The following is a 14,156-nucleotide window of genomic DNA, read 5'->3' on the forward strand; positions in this document are numbered from 1 at the left end:
TCAAGGTCTTAATGCTGCTGCTTCACGATCAATCAAAACCGTTACATCGGAATGCAGGTGCAAAGCAGATGCGGGGAAATCTTCACTTATGTCTCCTTCTAACAGCTTTTTCGCGGCTTCTGCCTTGCTTTTGCCGGAAATAAGCAGCAGGATGCGTTTGCTTGAGAGAATCGTCTGGATGCCCATTGTGAGCGCTTTTGTCGGCACACTGTCTATTGAAGAAAAATATCTGGCATTCGCCTGCCTGGTTTGTTCATTTAATGTCACGATGTGTGTGCGTGACTCGAAAGGCGTTCCCGGTTCGTTAAAGCCGATATGTCCGTTTCGGCCGATGCCGAGAAGCTGAATGTCAGTGCCGCCGAGGGATTTCACTAATTGTTCATATCGTCTGCATTCGGATTCCAGATCGACTGCATGTCCATCGGGAATAAAATGCCGGCTTGGCTGGCTGTCGATATGCTGAAAAAAACGATGATTCATATAGTAGTGATAGCTGTTCGGATCATCGCTTGAAAGTCCGGCGTATTCATCCAAATTAACCGTGGTGACGTTTTGAAATGAGAGGTTCTCAGTTTGGTGCAGGCGGATCAGCTCGCGATACGTGCCTTCAGGTGTGCCGCCTGTTGCTAAGCCGAGAACGGCGCCAGAATTTTTCTTGATCGTGTCACCGACTATTCTTGCTGCGGTTTGGCTTAGCTCTTCATATGTTTGACATTCCATTACTTTCATATCTGGTCAGCCTCCTTGGATATAAATGCAATGTTTCCGCGGCAAATGGTGAGAATCACCTCGCAATCGCTGTTGACAATGACAAGATCCGCATCTTTTCCCTCTGTCACACTGCCTTTCCGGTCAAAGATGCCCAGCTGTTTGGCCGCGTTTGCAGAAGTTATATTAGCTATATCCGTCCAAGAACAATTTGTAAACTCACGCATATGCCGTGCGCCTTCGTTCATTTTGAGGATTGAACCGGCAAGTGTTCCGTCTGAAAGAAGAGCTGTTTTTCCTTTCACCGTCACACTTTGGCCGCCGAACTCGTACACACCATCTTTCAGGCCTTTTGCCCTCATAGAATCAGTAATTAAAATGAGCTTGCTGCTGCCTTTTGCCAAAAAAGCAAGCTTTGCCGCTAAAGGATGGGAATGGATGCCGTCGGCAATAAGCTCTGTCACAAACCCATCATGGGCTAGCGCCGTTCCGATTACGCCGGGCTCTCGGTGATGAAACGGGCTCATCGCGTTGTAGAGGTGGGTCATATGGCTCGCGCCTGCTTTCGCGGCCTCCGACAATAATGCGGAGTCGGCATCTGTGTGCCCCATCGACGCGATAATCGATACGTCTTTCAAATAGCGAATCAGTTCATAATGCCGATCTTCCTCAGGTGCAAGTGTGACAATGTGAATCAGCCCGCCTGCCTCCTGCTGCCACTTTTTGAAAAGTGCAACATCTGAAGGCCTGATCCATTCCTTTGGCTGCGCTCCGGCTCTTTTAGGTGAAACAAAAGGGCCCTCCAAATGAATGCCGAGCAGTTCCGCACCTAATAAAGAGGCTTCTTCAGCCGCTTTCCACTCTCTTGCATTCACCAAAGCTTGAGAAATATGCCCATGTTCCTGGGTAATGGTTGTTGCTAAAAAGCTCGTCGTGCCTTCTTCGGGCAGCCTTGACGACATGGTGTCGAGGGCAGAAAAGCTTGCATCCATTGTATCTGCGCCATAGCCGCCGTGAATATGAATGTCAATCATCCCGGGAAGCAAAACGGAATCTGCCGGTGCATGAATCTCTTTTGCATAGGTCTCTTTAGGCCGTTCTCTAGTGACTGTGCTGATCTTTCCGTCAGTGATTCCGACATAGCCTTTTTTGATTCCTTCGTTTTCTGTCACGATCGCGATGTCTTTGATAAGAAGACTTTTTGCCATAGGTGATCCGCCTTTCTGGTATATGTATACATTTATTTTACTCTTTTTCAGACTAGTGATCTAGACCAGCTGAGGTGTTTTCCCGTCTTTTATAAAATCTGTTTTAGGTTCAAGCCCGAAAGTGATAAAATGAAAGTATTGTGAGCAAGCTCGGGGCAGCCCGGAACAGGAGGAACATATCGTGGCAAAAGTTCGCACAAAAGACGTAATGGAACAGTTCAATTTGGAATTAATCAGCGGAGAAGAAGGGGTTAACCGCCCGATTACCATGAGTGACTTATCAAGACCAGGCATTGAAATTGCCGGATATTTTACATATTACCCGAGAGAACGCGTGCAGCTTCTCGGAAAAACAGAGCTTTCTTTCTTTGAGCAGCTGCCGGAAGAGGATAAAAAGCAGCGAATGGAATCTCTGTGCACGGATGTAACACCAGCTATTATTCTTTCTAGAGATATGCCTATTCCGCAGGAGCTGATTGACGCTTCTGAGAAAAACGGTGTGCCTGTCCTTAGATCGCCGCTGAAAACAACAAGGCTGTCAAGCCGGTTAACCAACTTTCTTGAGAGCCGTCTGGCACCTACCACGGCGATTCATGGCGTTCTTGTTGACATATACGGCGTCGGCGTGCTGATCACAGGGAAAAGCGGTGTCGGGAAAAGTGAGACCGCGCTGGAGCTTGTGAAAAGAGGACACCGCCTCGTTGCGGATGATTGCGTTGAAATCCGGCAGGAGGACCAGGATACCCTTGTCGGAAACGCCCCGGAATTAATTGAACATCTTCTGGAAATCAGGGGGCTCGGCATTATCAACGTGATGACGCTGTTCGGTGCCGGCGCAGTCAGAAGCAATAAACGAATCACGATTGTCATGAATCTTGAACTCTGGGAGCAGGGCAAGCAATACGACCGTCTCGGACTTGAGGAAGAAACGATGAAAATCATTGATACGGAAGTGACAAAACTGACGATTCCCGTCCGACCGGGCCGAAATCTCGCAGTCATTATCGAAGTGGCAGCGATGAACTTCAGATTGAAGCGGATGGGCCTGAATGCCGCCGAGCAGTTTACGACTAAGCTGGCGGACGTCATTGAAGACGGTGAACAAGACGAATAGGAGTTGGCGTTAAATGAATGAAGCGATAGAACCGCTCAATCCGATAGCTTTTCAGCTGGGGCCGTTAGCCGTCCATTGGTACGGAATTATTATCGGTCTCGGTGCTTTGCTTGGACTTTGGATCGCGATGAGAGAAAGTGAGAAACTGGGGCTGCAAAAAGATACATTTATTGATCTTGTCCTGTTTGCCATTCCGATTGCGATTATTTGCGCCCGAATTTATTACGTTGCATTTGAATGGGATTATTATGCGGCACATCCGGGAGAAATCATTAAGATTTGGAAGGGCGGCATTGCCATTCATGGCGGATTAATCGGGGCCATTTTAACAGGTTATGTGTTTTCAAGGGTGAAAAACCTTTCGTTCTGGAAGCTTGCGGACATTGCCGCACCGAGCATTTTACTCGGCCAGGCGATCGGCCGCTGGGGAAACTTCATGAATCAGGAGGCACATGGCGAGGCAGTCAGCCGAGCCTTTTTAGAAAGCCTGCATCTGCCTGACTTTATCATCAATCAGATGTATATTAACGGACAATATTATCACCCTACTTTCTTATATGAATCACTATGGAGCTTTGTCGGCGTTGTTGTTTTGCTGCTCCTTCGCAAAGCAAATTTGCGCAGAGGCGAGATGTTCTTGATCTATATCATCTGGTATTCAATCGGAAGATACTTTATTGAAGGAATGCGGACTGACAGCTTAATGCTGACTGAGGCACTCCGCATCGCGCAGGTGATTTCAATTGTATTGATTGTTTTGGCTGTGGCGGCCATCATCTTCAGACGTGTCAAGGGTTACTCGAAGGAGCGGTACACGGAGTAGACGCCAACAAAGGGGGATGAGGGATGAAGAAGATCTTTCTGGCCGGTCTGGCGGCAGGTCTTCAAACAACATGGACACTCGGCAAAGTCATTTTCCCGGTAACTCTATTGGTTACATTGCTTCAGCATACGCCTGTCATGGATTGGCTGATACGGCTGATCACACCGGTTATGGGCCTGTTCGGGCTTTCTGGAGAAGCAGCCATTCCGCTTGTGCTGGGGAATATGCTGAATCTGTATGCCGGCATTGCCGGGATTTTGACATTGGATTTATCTGTGAAGGAAGTTTTTATTTTGGCTGTGATGCTGTCATTCTGCCATAACTTGATTATCGAATCGACAGTGGCCGCAAAGGTTGGCATCAGAATTGGCGTCATATTGGCGGTGCGCATCGGTTTGGCCGCTGTCTCAGCGATCGTCATTAACCTGATTTGGCATGGCGGACAGGAAACCGCGCAGTACGGTTTTATCGCCGCGAAGAGCGCGGTTCCTGACGGCTGGCTGGCAGTGCTTACCGAGGCTTTAATGAAAGCTGGGCTCGGTGTTTTGCAGCTGGCGGCCATTGTGATCCCGCTGATGATCATCATTCAGTTTTTAAGAGATTTAGGCTGGCTGCACCGTTTTTCCAGATGGCTGTCTCCGTTTACGCAGCTGCTTGGCATGAATAAAAATACGTCCATGACGATGGTGGCTGGACTGACGATCGGTTTGGCCTACGGAGCGGGTGTCATGATCAAAGCTGTTGAGGATGACGGCGTGAGCAGGCGGGATATGACATTGGCATTTATTTTTCTCGTTGCCTGTCACGCGGTCGTGGAAGATACACTCGTCTTTATTCCGCTCGGCATACCGGTCTGGCCTCTTCTTCTGATACGTGTCACCACCGCGGTGCTCTTGACAATGGCTATTGCGCACACATGGAAAAAGTGGAAACCCTCAGCGGTTGGAAAGGAAGCAATATGAGTGACAAACAAGTAACGACGATTCTGTTTGATTTAGACGGAACCCTTATTAATACGAACGAATTAATTATCGCGTCCTTTTTGCATACACTGGAGCATTATTATCCGAGCAAGTATAAACGAGAAGACGTACTCGCGTTTATCGGGCCGTCTCTTTATGACACATTCTCCTCGATGGACGCTGATCAATGCGATGATATGATCGCCATGTACAGAGCATACAATCATGATATGCATGATTCACTTGTGTCTGAATACGAAACCGTGTATGAAACCTTGGATGCATTGAAAAAAGCCGGGTTTAACTTAGGGATTGTAACAACGAAATTAAGAGATACTGTCAATATGGGCCTCAAGCTGACGGGCATCGGTGAGTTCTTTGAAACGGTCGTCACCCTCGATGATGTGACACATGCAAAGCCTGATCCCGAGCCGGTTCTGTTAGCGTTGAAACAGCTTGGAAGCGAGCCGGCGGAAGCCATGATGGTCGGTGATAATTACCATGATGTGCTGGCAGGAAAAAACGCCGGAACAAAAACGGCTGGAGTGGCATGGACGATTAAAGGGCCGGAAATGCTTGCGAAGCATGAGCCTGATTATATGCTTGACAAAATGAGTGATCTATTACAAATCGTTGGAGTGAAGTAATCTGTGAGAAAAACAGATCGTCATCCGGTCTCAGGAGCTAACTCACTATGGCATGTCTATCAAACGGTCCCTTTTTTAAAGGTTGTCAAAAATTTCATTGTCATTCAAATGGCGAGATATACACCGTTTATAGGGATGAAAAACTGGCTGTACCGTACGTTTCTGCGGATGGAGATTGGGAAGCAGACATCGTTTGCCTTGATGGTGATGCCGGATATTATGTTTCCGGAAAAGATCACAGTTGGAACAAATTCAATCATCGGGTACAATACGACCATTTTGGCCCATGAGTATTTGATTCAAGAATACCGGATCGGTAAAGTCCTGATCGGAGACGAAGTGATGATCGGTGCCAACACGACCATTTTGCCCGGAGTGGAAATAGGCGATGGCGCAGTGGTTTCCGCGGGAACGCTTGTCCATAAAGATGTGCCTGCCGGCGCGTTTGTCGGAGGAAATCCGATGCGGATCATCTATACGAAGGAAGAAATGAAAGAAAGAATGAAAAGGCCCGCTGAATAAACATTAGCGGGCCTTTGTGCTGGCTTTATTGATTTGGAACATCTTATCCGACGCTTTTTGGGCGGAGCCTCCATCGATGGTCACTTTTCCTTCCTTCTTCACCGTTAACGCATCCTCGCCCACAACTTCCCACTTTACATTCTGAATGTTAACGTTTCCATAAGTGTGCACGCCATCAGCAGCAGGTGCGCCGAGCACCACATTTTTCAGAGTTGCTCCATCCTCCACACGAAAAACAGGTTTTTGTTTTTCGGACTGGCTTCCGTCACCTAATTCTTTCCCTGCTACAAACCGCTGTCCCTTCCCGTTATATGTTGTATTTTTTGGCACAATAATTGTTTCATGAACCACTTTGTCAGCTGCAAAAGCAGTTGATGACTGAAACTGGCTGAAACCGATAACCAAACTGAACATAAATAGGATAGACGCGATTTTTTTCAATGATAAAATCCTCCCCGGATATCGATACATTTTGTAAGAGAAGCCTCAGCGTCTTGCTCCGGCTTCTCTCACATAGATCGGGGCAAGGCTGAATCTGCTTTAATCATAAAAACAGACAGCCTGAAAGTAAAGATATTTTTGGATAATAAATGGAAAATGAATCGATCTTACCGATTGAAACAAAAAGCATGAATATTGTCGTGTTTGCTCAGGGTAGAGCATAGTGGGGTGTTCAGCTGTTTACTTTTGGATAACGATGGCCTGGCTGCCCATTTGTTCCCACGCGTTTTCAAAACTGGCTCTGTCCGTTTTTCTGTTTTTATAGCCATACGGATCATTGAGATATACATATTTTTCATCATAGCCCGTAACGGCGACACTGTGGACACTGAACGTGATATCAATTGTTCCATTTGGTGTTTTCCATGTCTCCATATTGTCAACTGGCGCCAAGCTGGCGGTCGTAATGACCCAAACAGGATTGCCCTTCTCAAGTTGTTGATAGACTGAAGAAATGCTTTTTCCAGTCAGGTCAGACACTTTGTCTCCGGCATATGTTTTTGCTAATTGATAGATCGGTCCGTGGTAGACACCGAGACCGGGGCCATTCGCCATATCCCCGACAAATCCGTCATTCGGATCCCCTTTTAATCCGTTGCTATATGTCAAAGGCACTGTGGCAATCTGGTTTGCCAATGTGTTTTTTGTCACGTCATATCCCGCGTAATTCAGCACCATCGCAAGGCTTGTTACTTCACAGCCATTATAGAGCCGAGGGGCGTCCATTTGATTGTAAAGCACGACATTCAGCGGTTCCGCGCTTCCTTGCAGCTCGTTTTCGCTGTTTGCAGCTGTTTCCGAGCCTTCTTCAGCTTCTCTTTTAATGCTATTGAAAAAAGGGATATCTATATCTTTTGCATATATTTTCAGTCCGAAAAAAATAACGCCTGATAGAATGATCAGGACACATAGAGTTCGCAGTGTTTTCATCTGTATCTCCTTGTTCTCTATTTGATTTGTATTATAGCATGCCAAACATAAAGAATTTAAGATATGACACACCTTTAATGATTTGTTCATGTTTTTTTCATAATGAGGAGGGGGACACCTGAGCAAAAAAAGTTAAGCATTGATTTTCATTCTTTCATCTGCTAACATATTATCATATTAGCGAACTAAAGGATTCGGAATTTTCCTTCAAACGATGACAACGGAGGTGCTTGGGTTGATGTTTATGTTTGAAAAACCGCATGGTATGAGAGATACACTGCCGGGTTTATACGAAACGAAAAAAAAGGTGAGACAATCGTTAACCGATTTGATTGATAAATGGGGATACCGGTTTATGGAAACACCGACATTGGAATTTTACGATACCGTTGGCGTGCAGTCAGCGATTGAAGAACAGCAGCTGTTTAAGCTTCTTGACCAGGACGGCAAGACATTGGTGCTTCGCCCGGATATGACAGGGCCGATTGCTAGGGTGGCGGCATCTAAGCTTCTAAAACACGATCATCCGCTCAGAGTCGGGTATGCGGCAAATGTATTCAGGGCTCAGGAACGTGAAGGCGGACGTCCCGCCGAGTTCGAGCAGGTTGGGGTGGAATTAATCGGTGACGGGACGACAAGCGCGGATGCGGAGGTCATTGCCTTAGCCGTCGGTGCATTAAAAAGCGCCGGGCTGTCTTCCTTTAAAATTGCTATCGGCCACGCCGGTATAGCGGATGCCTTGTTTGTTGAGGTGCTCGGAAACGTTGAACGCGCTGATGTGCTGCGGAGGTTTTTATATGAGAAGAACTACGTTGGCTACAGAGAACATGTCAAATCTCTCCCGCTTTCCTCCATTGATAAAAGCAGGCTGCTTGAGCTGCTTGAATTGCGGGGCGGCATAGAAGTATGCGGACGTGCTGAGAACCTCGTTGATTCTGCGCAAGGAACAAGCGTGATTGATGAACTCAAAGCGCTGTGGGGCATACTTGAGGATTATGGATGTACGGAAAATGTCCGTCTGGATCTGAATATGGTCAGCCACATGAGCTATTACACGGGAATTCTATTTGAAGTGTACGCGGAAAATGTCGGCTTTGTCATTGGAAGCGGCGGCCGTTATAACAAGCTCTTAGGCTATTTTGATTCACCCGCGCCGGCGACAGGCTTCGGACTTCGGATCGACCGGCTGATTGAAGCGCTTCATATGAAAGAAGAAGCTTGTGAAATCAACGCTGTTATTTTCAGCAAAGAGCAGCGGGTGCAAGCCATCGCTTATGCGAATGAAGAACGCATGAAAGGGAATAAAGTGGTGCTTCAGGATTTATCGGGAATCGAAAATATCGATCAGATGACAAAATCTTTTGCGAACGTCACCTATTTTATCGGTGCCAGAAAGGAAGAGCAAAATGGGTAAGTTACTCACAATGGCGATGCCAAAGGGCCGGATATTTGAAGAAGCGGCAGTGCTGCTTCGGCAGGCGGGCTATAAGCTCCCAAAGGAGTTTGAAGATTCGAGAAAACTGATCATCGATGTGCCGGAGGAAAATCTCCGTTTTATATTGGCTAAGCCGATGGACGTGACCACATATGTGGAGCATGGCGTGGCTGACGTCGGAATTGCCGGCAAGGATGTCATGCTGGAGGAGGAGCGCGATGTGTATGAGGTGCTCGATTTGAAGATCAGCAAATGCCACTTGGCAGTCGCCGGACTTCCGAATACAGACTGGAGCGGCGTAGCCCCAAGAATCGCGACAAAGTATCCGAATGTAGCTTCCGGTTATTTTAGAGAGCAGGGAGAACAAGTCGAAATCATCAAGCTCAACGGTTCAATTGAGCTGGCCCCGCTCATCGGGCTTGCAGACCGCATTGTGGACATCGTTTCCACCGGACAGACGCTAAAGGAAAACGGGCTTATTGAAACGGAGCACATTTGTGATATTACGTCCCGCTTTATCGTCAACCCGGTAAGCTATCGGATGAAAGACGATGTGATTGACGAAATGGCCTCCCGTTTATCTCTCGTCGTGGAAGGAGAAACGGCAAAATGAAGATCAAAACCATCAGCGGCGCAGACCGGCTTTCTCTCAAACGGTCCATAGATGCCGGAACGGAAGAGCAAAGAAAAGCGGTCCGAACCATTATTGAAGCTGTCAAAGCAAACGGTGATCAGGCGGTCCGCACATATACGGCGAGATTTGACGGCATCGAACTAGACAGCCCGCTGGTCACGAAAGAAGAAATCGAAGAAGCGTATACCTTGCTGGATTCACAGCTGCTTCAGGTGATGAGGCAGGCAATTGAAAATATAAGGGACTATCACGAAAGACAGCTGCAATCCTCATGGTTTTATCACAGAAAAGACGGCTCAATGCTGGGGCAGAAAGTAACGGCCCTTGATTCCGCCGGCGTATATGTGCCGGGGGGGACGGCGGCATATCCATCATCTGTTTTGATGAATGTCATCCCGGCGCTGACAGCAGGTGTGGAAAGAATCGTCCTTGTAACGCCTCCGGGAAAAGACGGGAAGCTGTCTCCCGGGGTTTTAGTTGCCGCTTCCGAGCTAGGCATAAAAGACATTTACAAAATGGGCGGCGCTCAGGCGATTGCGGCGCTGGCGTACGGAACCGAAACCATTGCGCCGGTGGATAAAATCACAGGTCCGGGGAATATTTATGTCGCGCTTGCCAAACGAGAGGTGTTCGGTGATGTCGATATTGATATGATTGCCGGACCGAGTGAAATCGTCGTGCTGGCTGATGATACTGCGATTCCGGGCGAAATCGCGGCCGATCTACTGTCACAGGCGGAACACGATAAGCTTAGCTCATGTGTGTGTGTCACAGATTCCCTAGCGTTGGCCGAGGCGGTTTCAGCCGAGGTAAGCGAGCAGCTGAAAACGTTGCCGCGAAGAGAAATCGCGGAAGCCTCAGTAAGTGATTACGGTTGTATCTATGTAGCGGAAACAATGGGTGAAGCGATTGACACGGTCAATACGCTCGCACCGGAGCATTTAGAAATCCTCACCCAGTCTCCCGAAGCGTTGCTCGGCAGAATCAAACATGCGGGAGCGATCTTCTTAGGCAGATACAGCCCTGAGCCTGTCGGCGATTATTTTGCCGGACCGAATCATGTGCTTCCGACAAACGGAACAGCCAGATTTTCAAGTCCATTAAGCGTAACGGATTTTCAAAAGAAATCGAGCATCATTTCTTACAGCCAAACGGCTTTTGAAGAACATGCCGAAAGCATTGCGGCTTTTGCCAGACTTGAAGGGTTAGAAGCCCATGCCAGATCAATTGAAGCGAGAGAACGGAGGAATTCAAAATGAGAAAAGCGGAACGCGCCAGAAAAACAAACGAAACTGATATTGAGCTGGCATTTGCACTAGACGGCGAGGGGCAAGCGGATATCAAAACAGACGTGCCGTTTATGACGCATATGCTGGATTTATTCACGAAACACGGACAATTCGATCTCTCCATGCACGCAAAAGGCGATGTTGATATAGATGATCACCACACGACTGAAGATATCGGCATCTGTTTAGGGCAGGCGCTGCTCGAAGCCTTGGGTGATAAAAAAGGAATCAAGCGCTACGGATCAGCGTTTGTGCCAATGGATGAGGCGCTTGCCCAAGTCGTCATAGATCTAAGCAATCGACCGCACTTGGAAATGCGCGCAAACTTCCCTGCGGCTAAAGTCGGGACCTTTGATACGGAGCTTGTACATGAATTTTTGTGGAAGCTGGCGCTTGAAGCGCGGATGAACCTGCACGTCATCGTTCATTACGGCACAAACACCCACCACATGATTGAAGCTGTTTTTAAAGCGCTGGGGCGTGCGCTTGATGAAGCGACTACGATCGATCCGCGTGTTAAAGGGATACCATCAACGAAAGGGATGCTGTAAATGATCGGCGTGATAGATTACGGAATGGGCAATTTATACAGCGTCTCAAAGGCGCTTGAGCGTGTCGGCGTGCCGTACTTTGTTTCTGAAAAGCCGAAGGAGCTGAAAGAAGCCGATGCCTTCATTTTGCCCGGAGTCGGTTCATTCGGAGACGCGATGGTCAATTTGCGCAACGCGAAGCTCGATCAATTGATTCACGATATGGTTTCAGAGGGAAGACTGCTTCTCGGGATCTGCCTCGGCATGCAGCTTTTATTTGACCAAAGCGAAGAAAACGGGAGCGCGTCAGGCCTTGGGCTGTTAAAAGGAAAAGCAGTCAGGCTGAAAACAGAAGATAAGGAAAGAAACAAACTGAAGGTTCCGCATATGGGCTGGAATCGCCTTTCTTTTCATAACGAATCTCCGCTGTTGGCAGAAACAGAAGAAGGCTATGCTTATTTCGTGCATTCGTATTACATCGAGGGGATGGAGGGGGACGCGCTTCTGGCAAGCGCTGATTATGGTGTGCGAGTGCCCGCTGTCGTCGGAAAAGGAAATGTCTTCGGCGCCCAATTTCATCCGGAAAAAAGCAGCACAGTCGGAATGTCCATCCTAACCCAATTCACGAAAATGGCCGCAGAAATGAAGGTGAAAAAATGAGTGCTTTTACATTATATCCGGCAATTGATATGAGAAACGGCAAATGTGTCCGTCTCGTCCAAGGAGATTATAATAAGGAAACCATTTACGGCGATTCACCGTACGATATGGCCGCGTTATTTGCGAGTGAGGGTGCCGAATGGATCCACCTCGTTGATCTCGACGGAGCCAAAGAAGGGAAAAGAGTGAATGACCGCCATGTGATTGAGATTGCGCAAAAGCTGAACCTGAAAGTCGAAATCGGCGGCGGAATTCGATCTGAAAATGACGTCTATGAATATTTATCGGCAGGAGTCGATCGAGTGATCCTGGGAAGCTCAGCTGTTTCTAACCCTCCGTTTGTCAAAAAAATGCTGAAACAATATGGCGGAAACATCGCAATCGGCCTGGATGCGAGAAACGGTTTTGTTTCAACAGAGGGATGGCTGGAAACATCAACCCTTAAAGCAGCTGAACTCGGCAAAGAGCTTGCCAATGAAGGAGCGGAGGTCTTTATTTTTACTGACATCGCGACAGACGGGATGCTGTCAGGCCCCAATATTGAAAGCACGGTCGAGCTTGCAAAGGAAACGGGGAAATCGGTGATTGCTTCCGGCGGCGTCAGCTCCGTCGAGGATCTCGAAGCCCTCGCCCGCTACCAGGAGGACGGCGTCTCTGGAGCGATCATCGGAAAAGCGCTGTATACCAATCAGTTTACACTCAGCGAGGCGTTTGAAAGGATGAAGCGCAAATGATCACAAAACGGATTATTCCATGTCTTGATGTCAAAGAAGGACGCGTTGTCAAAGGAATTCAATTTCTCGAATTAAAGGATGCCGGTGACCCAGTTGAGCTGGCGGAAGTGTACGGCCAGGAAGGGGCGGATGAACTCGTTTTTCTTGATATCTCCGCCTCGCATGAAGGGCGCAAAACGATGGTTGACGTTGTGGAGCAGGTTGCCGCGAAGCTTGCGATCCCGTTTACAGTCGGCGGCGGCATCAACCAGCTCAGCGATATGAAAACGATTCTGCGTGCCGGCGCGGATAAAGTTTCTGTGAACACAGCAGCTGTTCTCCGGCCTGAGCTGATTACAGAAGGAGCCGAGTTTTTCGGTTCACAATGCATCGTTCTTGCCATCGATGCCAAGTATGACCAAGAATCCGGCACATATAAGGTCTACACGCACGGCGGCAGAAAGAAAACAGACTGGGAAGTCACCGCATGGGCAACAGAAGGCGTCAAACGCGGAGCAGGAGAAATATTGCTGACAAGCATGGACTCCGACGGTGAAAAAAAAGGCTTTGACCACAGGCTGACAAGGCTTGTTTCTGAAGCTGTCCCCGTACCTGTTATCGCCTCGGGCGGAGCGGGGAACGCACAGCATATGCTTGAGGCTTTTACAAAAGGAGAAGCCGACGCAGCGCTGGCCGCTTCTATTTTTCATTATAAAGAAACATCGATTAAAGAAGTGAAATCATACTTAAAAGAGCACGGGGTGAATGTGAGATGAAACAGGCAGATGAACTGCGTTTTAACGAGGATGGATTACTTCCCGCCATCGTGCAGGATGCGGCAAGTAAAGAAGTGCTGACCCTTGCCTATATGAACAAGGAATCGTACGAAAAAACGCTGGAAACGAAAGAAACATGGTTTTACAGCCGTTCGCGCCAAGAGTTATGGCATAAAGGAGAAACCTCAGGCAACACGCAAGCCGTTAAGGGCATCCGATATGACTGCGATCAAGACGCGTTGATCGTACTCGTAGAGCCATCCGGCCCGGCATGCCACACAGGCAGCTACAGCTGTTTTACAAAGGAACAATCAGAAGAACAGGCTGCGGGACGATTTGACATCATGAATGAACTGGAACGCGTGATCGCGGAGCGGCAAGCGGAAATGCCTGAGGGAGCATACACCACTTATCTTTTCCGTGAAGGTGTCGATAAAATTCTGAAAAAAGTCGGTGAAGAAGCATCCGAGGTGATCATTGCCGCGAAAAACCGAGACCGCGAGGAACTCAAATGGGAAGCGGCAGACCTGCTGTATCACCTGCTTGTCTTGCTCAGAGAACAAGCTCTGCCGCTGGATGATGTGCTTGATGTGTTGAAGAAACGCCATACTGAAAAGTAAGAGGAGTGGAGCTGTTCATTAGCAGCTCCTTTTTTATGCATCTTTACACCTAATCCATTTGTCGTGTTTCGGTAAATAAAATGT

At 48.1% G+C, this 14,156-nt stretch carries 16 protein-coding genes and 1 pseudogene; 13 read left to right on the forward strand and 4 right to left on the reverse strand.

Translation table 11 applies throughout. The features are described 5' to 3' along the window. Together nagB and nagA are read right to left on the reverse strand one after the other, a co-directional pair. The gene (gene nagB, locus SC79_RS12820) at window positions 1-729 is read right to left on the reverse strand and encodes a glucosamine-6-phosphate deaminase (RefSeq protein ID WP_039075384.1); all 729 of its coding nucleotides are present in this window, start codon (window positions 727-729) and stop codon (window positions 1-3) included. Then, window positions 726-1,916, reverse strand: coding sequence for an N-acetylglucosamine-6-phosphate deacetylase (nagA, locus tag SC79_RS12825; RefSeq protein WP_039075385.1), 1,191 nt, complete (start codon window positions 1,914-1,916; stop codon window positions 726-728). The genes nagB and nagA overlap by 4 nt, the downstream gene beginning before the upstream one ends. Before the next feature lie 181 nt (window positions 1,917-2,097). On the opposite strand from nagA, the gene hprK reads away from it, so the two are divergent. The 5 genes from hprK to SC79_RS12850 are packed head-to-tail and all read left to right on the forward strand — an operon-like array spanning window position 2,098 to window position 5,984. Beyond that, complete coding sequence (hprK, locus tag SC79_RS12830) at window positions 2,098-3,030, forward strand: HPr(Ser) kinase/phosphatase (protein ID WP_010328731.1); 933 nt, start codon at window positions 2,098-2,100, stop codon at window positions 3,028-3,030. Between the two features lie 13 nt (window positions 3,031-3,043). Then, window positions 3,044-3,853: a prolipoprotein diacylglyceryl transferase gene (gene lgt, locus SC79_RS12835; protein ID WP_039075386.1), complete on the forward strand. Its 810-nt coding sequence runs from the start codon at window positions 3,044-3,046 to the stop codon at window positions 3,851-3,853. 23 nt (window positions 3,854-3,876) lie between these two features. Continuing rightward, window positions 3,877-4,815, forward strand: coding sequence for a nucleoside recognition domain-containing protein (locus SC79_RS12840; RefSeq protein ID WP_039075387.1), 939 nt, complete (start codon window positions 3,877-3,879; stop codon window positions 4,813-4,815). Continuing rightward, the gene (gene ppaX / locus SC79_RS12845) at window positions 4,812-5,462 is read left to right on the forward strand and encodes a pyrophosphatase PpaX (protein ID WP_039075388.1); all 651 of its coding nucleotides are present in this window, start codon (window positions 4,812-4,814) and stop codon (window positions 5,460-5,462) included. Before SC79_RS12840 ends, ppaX begins: the two co-directional genes overlap by 4 nt. Window positions 5,463-5,465: 3 nt before the next feature. Beyond that, the gene (locus tag SC79_RS12850; RefSeq protein WP_039075389.1) at window positions 5,466-5,984 is read left to right on the forward strand and encodes an acyltransferase; all 519 of its coding nucleotides are present in this window, start codon (window positions 5,466-5,468) and stop codon (window positions 5,982-5,984) included. Window positions 5,985-5,999: 15 nt separating this feature from the next. Here SC79_RS12850 and SC79_RS12855 read toward each other — a convergent pair. After that, window positions 6,000-6,425: pseudogene (locus tag SC79_RS12855) on the reverse strand (pectate lyase); the annotation flags it as partial. A gap of 240 nt (window positions 6,426-6,665) precedes the next feature. After that, on the reverse strand, window positions 6,666-7,415 hold the full coding sequence (locus SC79_RS12860) for a C39 family peptidase (protein WP_039075390.1): 750 nt from the start codon (window positions 7,413-7,415) through the stop codon (window positions 6,666-6,668). Between the two features lie 238 nt (window positions 7,416-7,653). Here SC79_RS12860 and SC79_RS12865 point away from each other — a divergent pair, with 238 nt between their 5' ends. Genes SC79_RS12865 through hisIE form a run of 8 tightly spaced genes read left to right on the forward strand, consistent with a single transcriptional unit; the run spans window position 7,654 to window position 14,072 of the window. Then, the gene (locus SC79_RS12865) at window positions 7,654-8,829 is read left to right on the forward strand and encodes an ATP phosphoribosyltransferase regulatory subunit (RefSeq protein ID WP_039075391.1); all 1,176 of its coding nucleotides are present in this window, start codon (window positions 7,654-7,656) and stop codon (window positions 8,827-8,829) included. Then, window positions 8,822-9,463: an ATP phosphoribosyltransferase gene (gene hisG / locus SC79_RS12870; protein ID WP_039075392.1), complete on the forward strand. Its 642-nt coding sequence runs from the start codon at window positions 8,822-8,824 to the stop codon at window positions 9,461-9,463. The genes SC79_RS12865 and hisG overlap by 8 nt, the downstream gene beginning before the upstream one ends. Next, entirely contained in the window at window positions 9,460-10,743 is a 1,284-nt protein-coding gene (gene hisD, locus SC79_RS12875; RefSeq protein WP_039075393.1) for a histidinol dehydrogenase, read from the forward strand. Before hisG ends, hisD begins: the two co-directional genes overlap by 4 nt. Continuing rightward, window positions 10,740-11,324 (forward strand): imidazoleglycerol-phosphate dehydratase HisB, encoded by a 585-nt coding sequence (gene hisB, locus SC79_RS12880; RefSeq protein WP_039075394.1) that lies wholly within the window; start codon window positions 10,740-10,742, stop codon window positions 11,322-11,324. The genes hisD and hisB overlap by 4 nt, the downstream gene beginning before the upstream one ends. After that, entirely contained in the window at window positions 11,325-11,963 is a 639-nt protein-coding gene (gene hisH / locus SC79_RS12885; protein WP_010328720.1) for an imidazole glycerol phosphate synthase subunit HisH, read from the forward strand. Next, window positions 11,960-12,697, forward strand: a complete 738-nt coding sequence (gene hisA / locus SC79_RS12890) for a 1-(5-phosphoribosyl)-5-[(5-phosphoribosylamino)methylideneamino]imidazole-4-carboxamide isomerase (RefSeq protein WP_039075395.1) — start codon at window positions 11,960-11,962, stop codon at window positions 12,695-12,697. The genes hisH and hisA overlap by 4 nt, the downstream gene beginning before the upstream one ends. Further along, window positions 12,694-13,452 (forward strand): imidazole glycerol phosphate synthase subunit HisF, encoded by a 759-nt coding sequence (gene hisF, locus SC79_RS12895; protein WP_039075396.1) that lies wholly within the window; start codon window positions 12,694-12,696, stop codon window positions 13,450-13,452. The genes hisA and hisF overlap by 4 nt, the downstream gene beginning before the upstream one ends. Continuing rightward, window positions 13,449-14,072, forward strand: coding sequence for a bifunctional phosphoribosyl-AMP cyclohydrolase/phosphoribosyl-ATP diphosphatase HisIE (gene hisIE / locus SC79_RS12900; protein WP_039075397.1), 624 nt, complete (start codon window positions 13,449-13,451; stop codon window positions 14,070-14,072). Before hisF ends, hisIE begins: the two co-directional genes overlap by 4 nt. Window positions 14,073-14,156 lie beyond the last annotated feature (84 nt).

Source organism: Bacillus sp. MSP13, from assembly GCF_000815295.1.
Taxonomy (GTDB): domain Bacteria; phylum Bacillota; class Bacilli; order Bacillales; family Bacillaceae; genus Bacillus; species Bacillus vallismortis.

What these genes read in the sequence shown, in the direction of transcription:
- SC79_RS12860 (WP_039075390.1), bottom strand. Translation starts at nt 7,415, where the DNA reads ATGAAAACACTGCGAACTCTATGTGTCCTGATCATTCTATCAGGCGTT.
- nagB (WP_039075384.1), bottom strand. Translation starts at nt 729, where the DNA reads ATGAAAGTAATGGAATGTCAAACATATGAAGAGCTAAGCCAAACCGCA.
- hisA (WP_039075395.1), top strand. Translation starts at nt 11,960, where the DNA reads ATGAGTGCTTTTACATTATATCCGGCAATTGATATGAGAAACGGCAAA.
- SC79_RS12865 (WP_039075391.1), top strand. Translation starts at nt 7,654, where the DNA reads ATGTTTATGTTTGAAAAACCGCATGGTATGAGAGATACACTGCCGGGT.
- ppaX (WP_039075388.1), top strand. Translation starts at nt 4,812, where the DNA reads ATGAGTGACAAACAAGTAACGACGATTCTGTTTGATTTAGACGGAACC.
- hisF (WP_039075396.1), top strand. Translation starts at nt 12,694, where the DNA reads ATGATCACAAAACGGATTATTCCATGTCTTGATGTCAAAGAAGGACGC.
- SC79_RS12840 (WP_039075387.1), top strand. Translation starts at nt 3,877, where the DNA reads ATGAAGAAGATCTTTCTGGCCGGTCTGGCGGCAGGTCTTCAAACAACA.
- nagA (WP_039075385.1), bottom strand. Translation starts at nt 1,916, where the DNA reads ATGGCAAAAAGTCTTCTTATCAAAGACATCGCGATCGTGACAGAAAAC.
- hisB (WP_039075394.1), top strand. Translation starts at nt 10,740, where the DNA reads ATGAGAAAAGCGGAACGCGCCAGAAAAACAAACGAAACTGATATTGAG.
- lgt (WP_039075386.1), top strand. Translation starts at nt 3,044, where the DNA reads ATGAATGAAGCGATAGAACCGCTCAATCCGATAGCTTTTCAGCTGGGG.
- hisD (WP_039075393.1), top strand. Translation starts at nt 9,460, where the DNA reads ATGAAGATCAAAACCATCAGCGGCGCAGACCGGCTTTCTCTCAAACGG.
- hisIE (WP_039075397.1), top strand. Translation starts at nt 13,449, where the DNA reads ATGAAACAGGCAGATGAACTGCGTTTTAACGAGGATGGATTACTTCCC.
- hisG (WP_039075392.1), top strand. Translation starts at nt 8,822, where the DNA reads ATGGGTAAGTTACTCACAATGGCGATGCCAAAGGGCCGGATATTTGAA.
- hisH (WP_010328720.1), top strand. Translation starts at nt 11,325, where the DNA reads ATGATCGGCGTGATAGATTACGGAATGGGCAATTTATACAGCGTCTCA.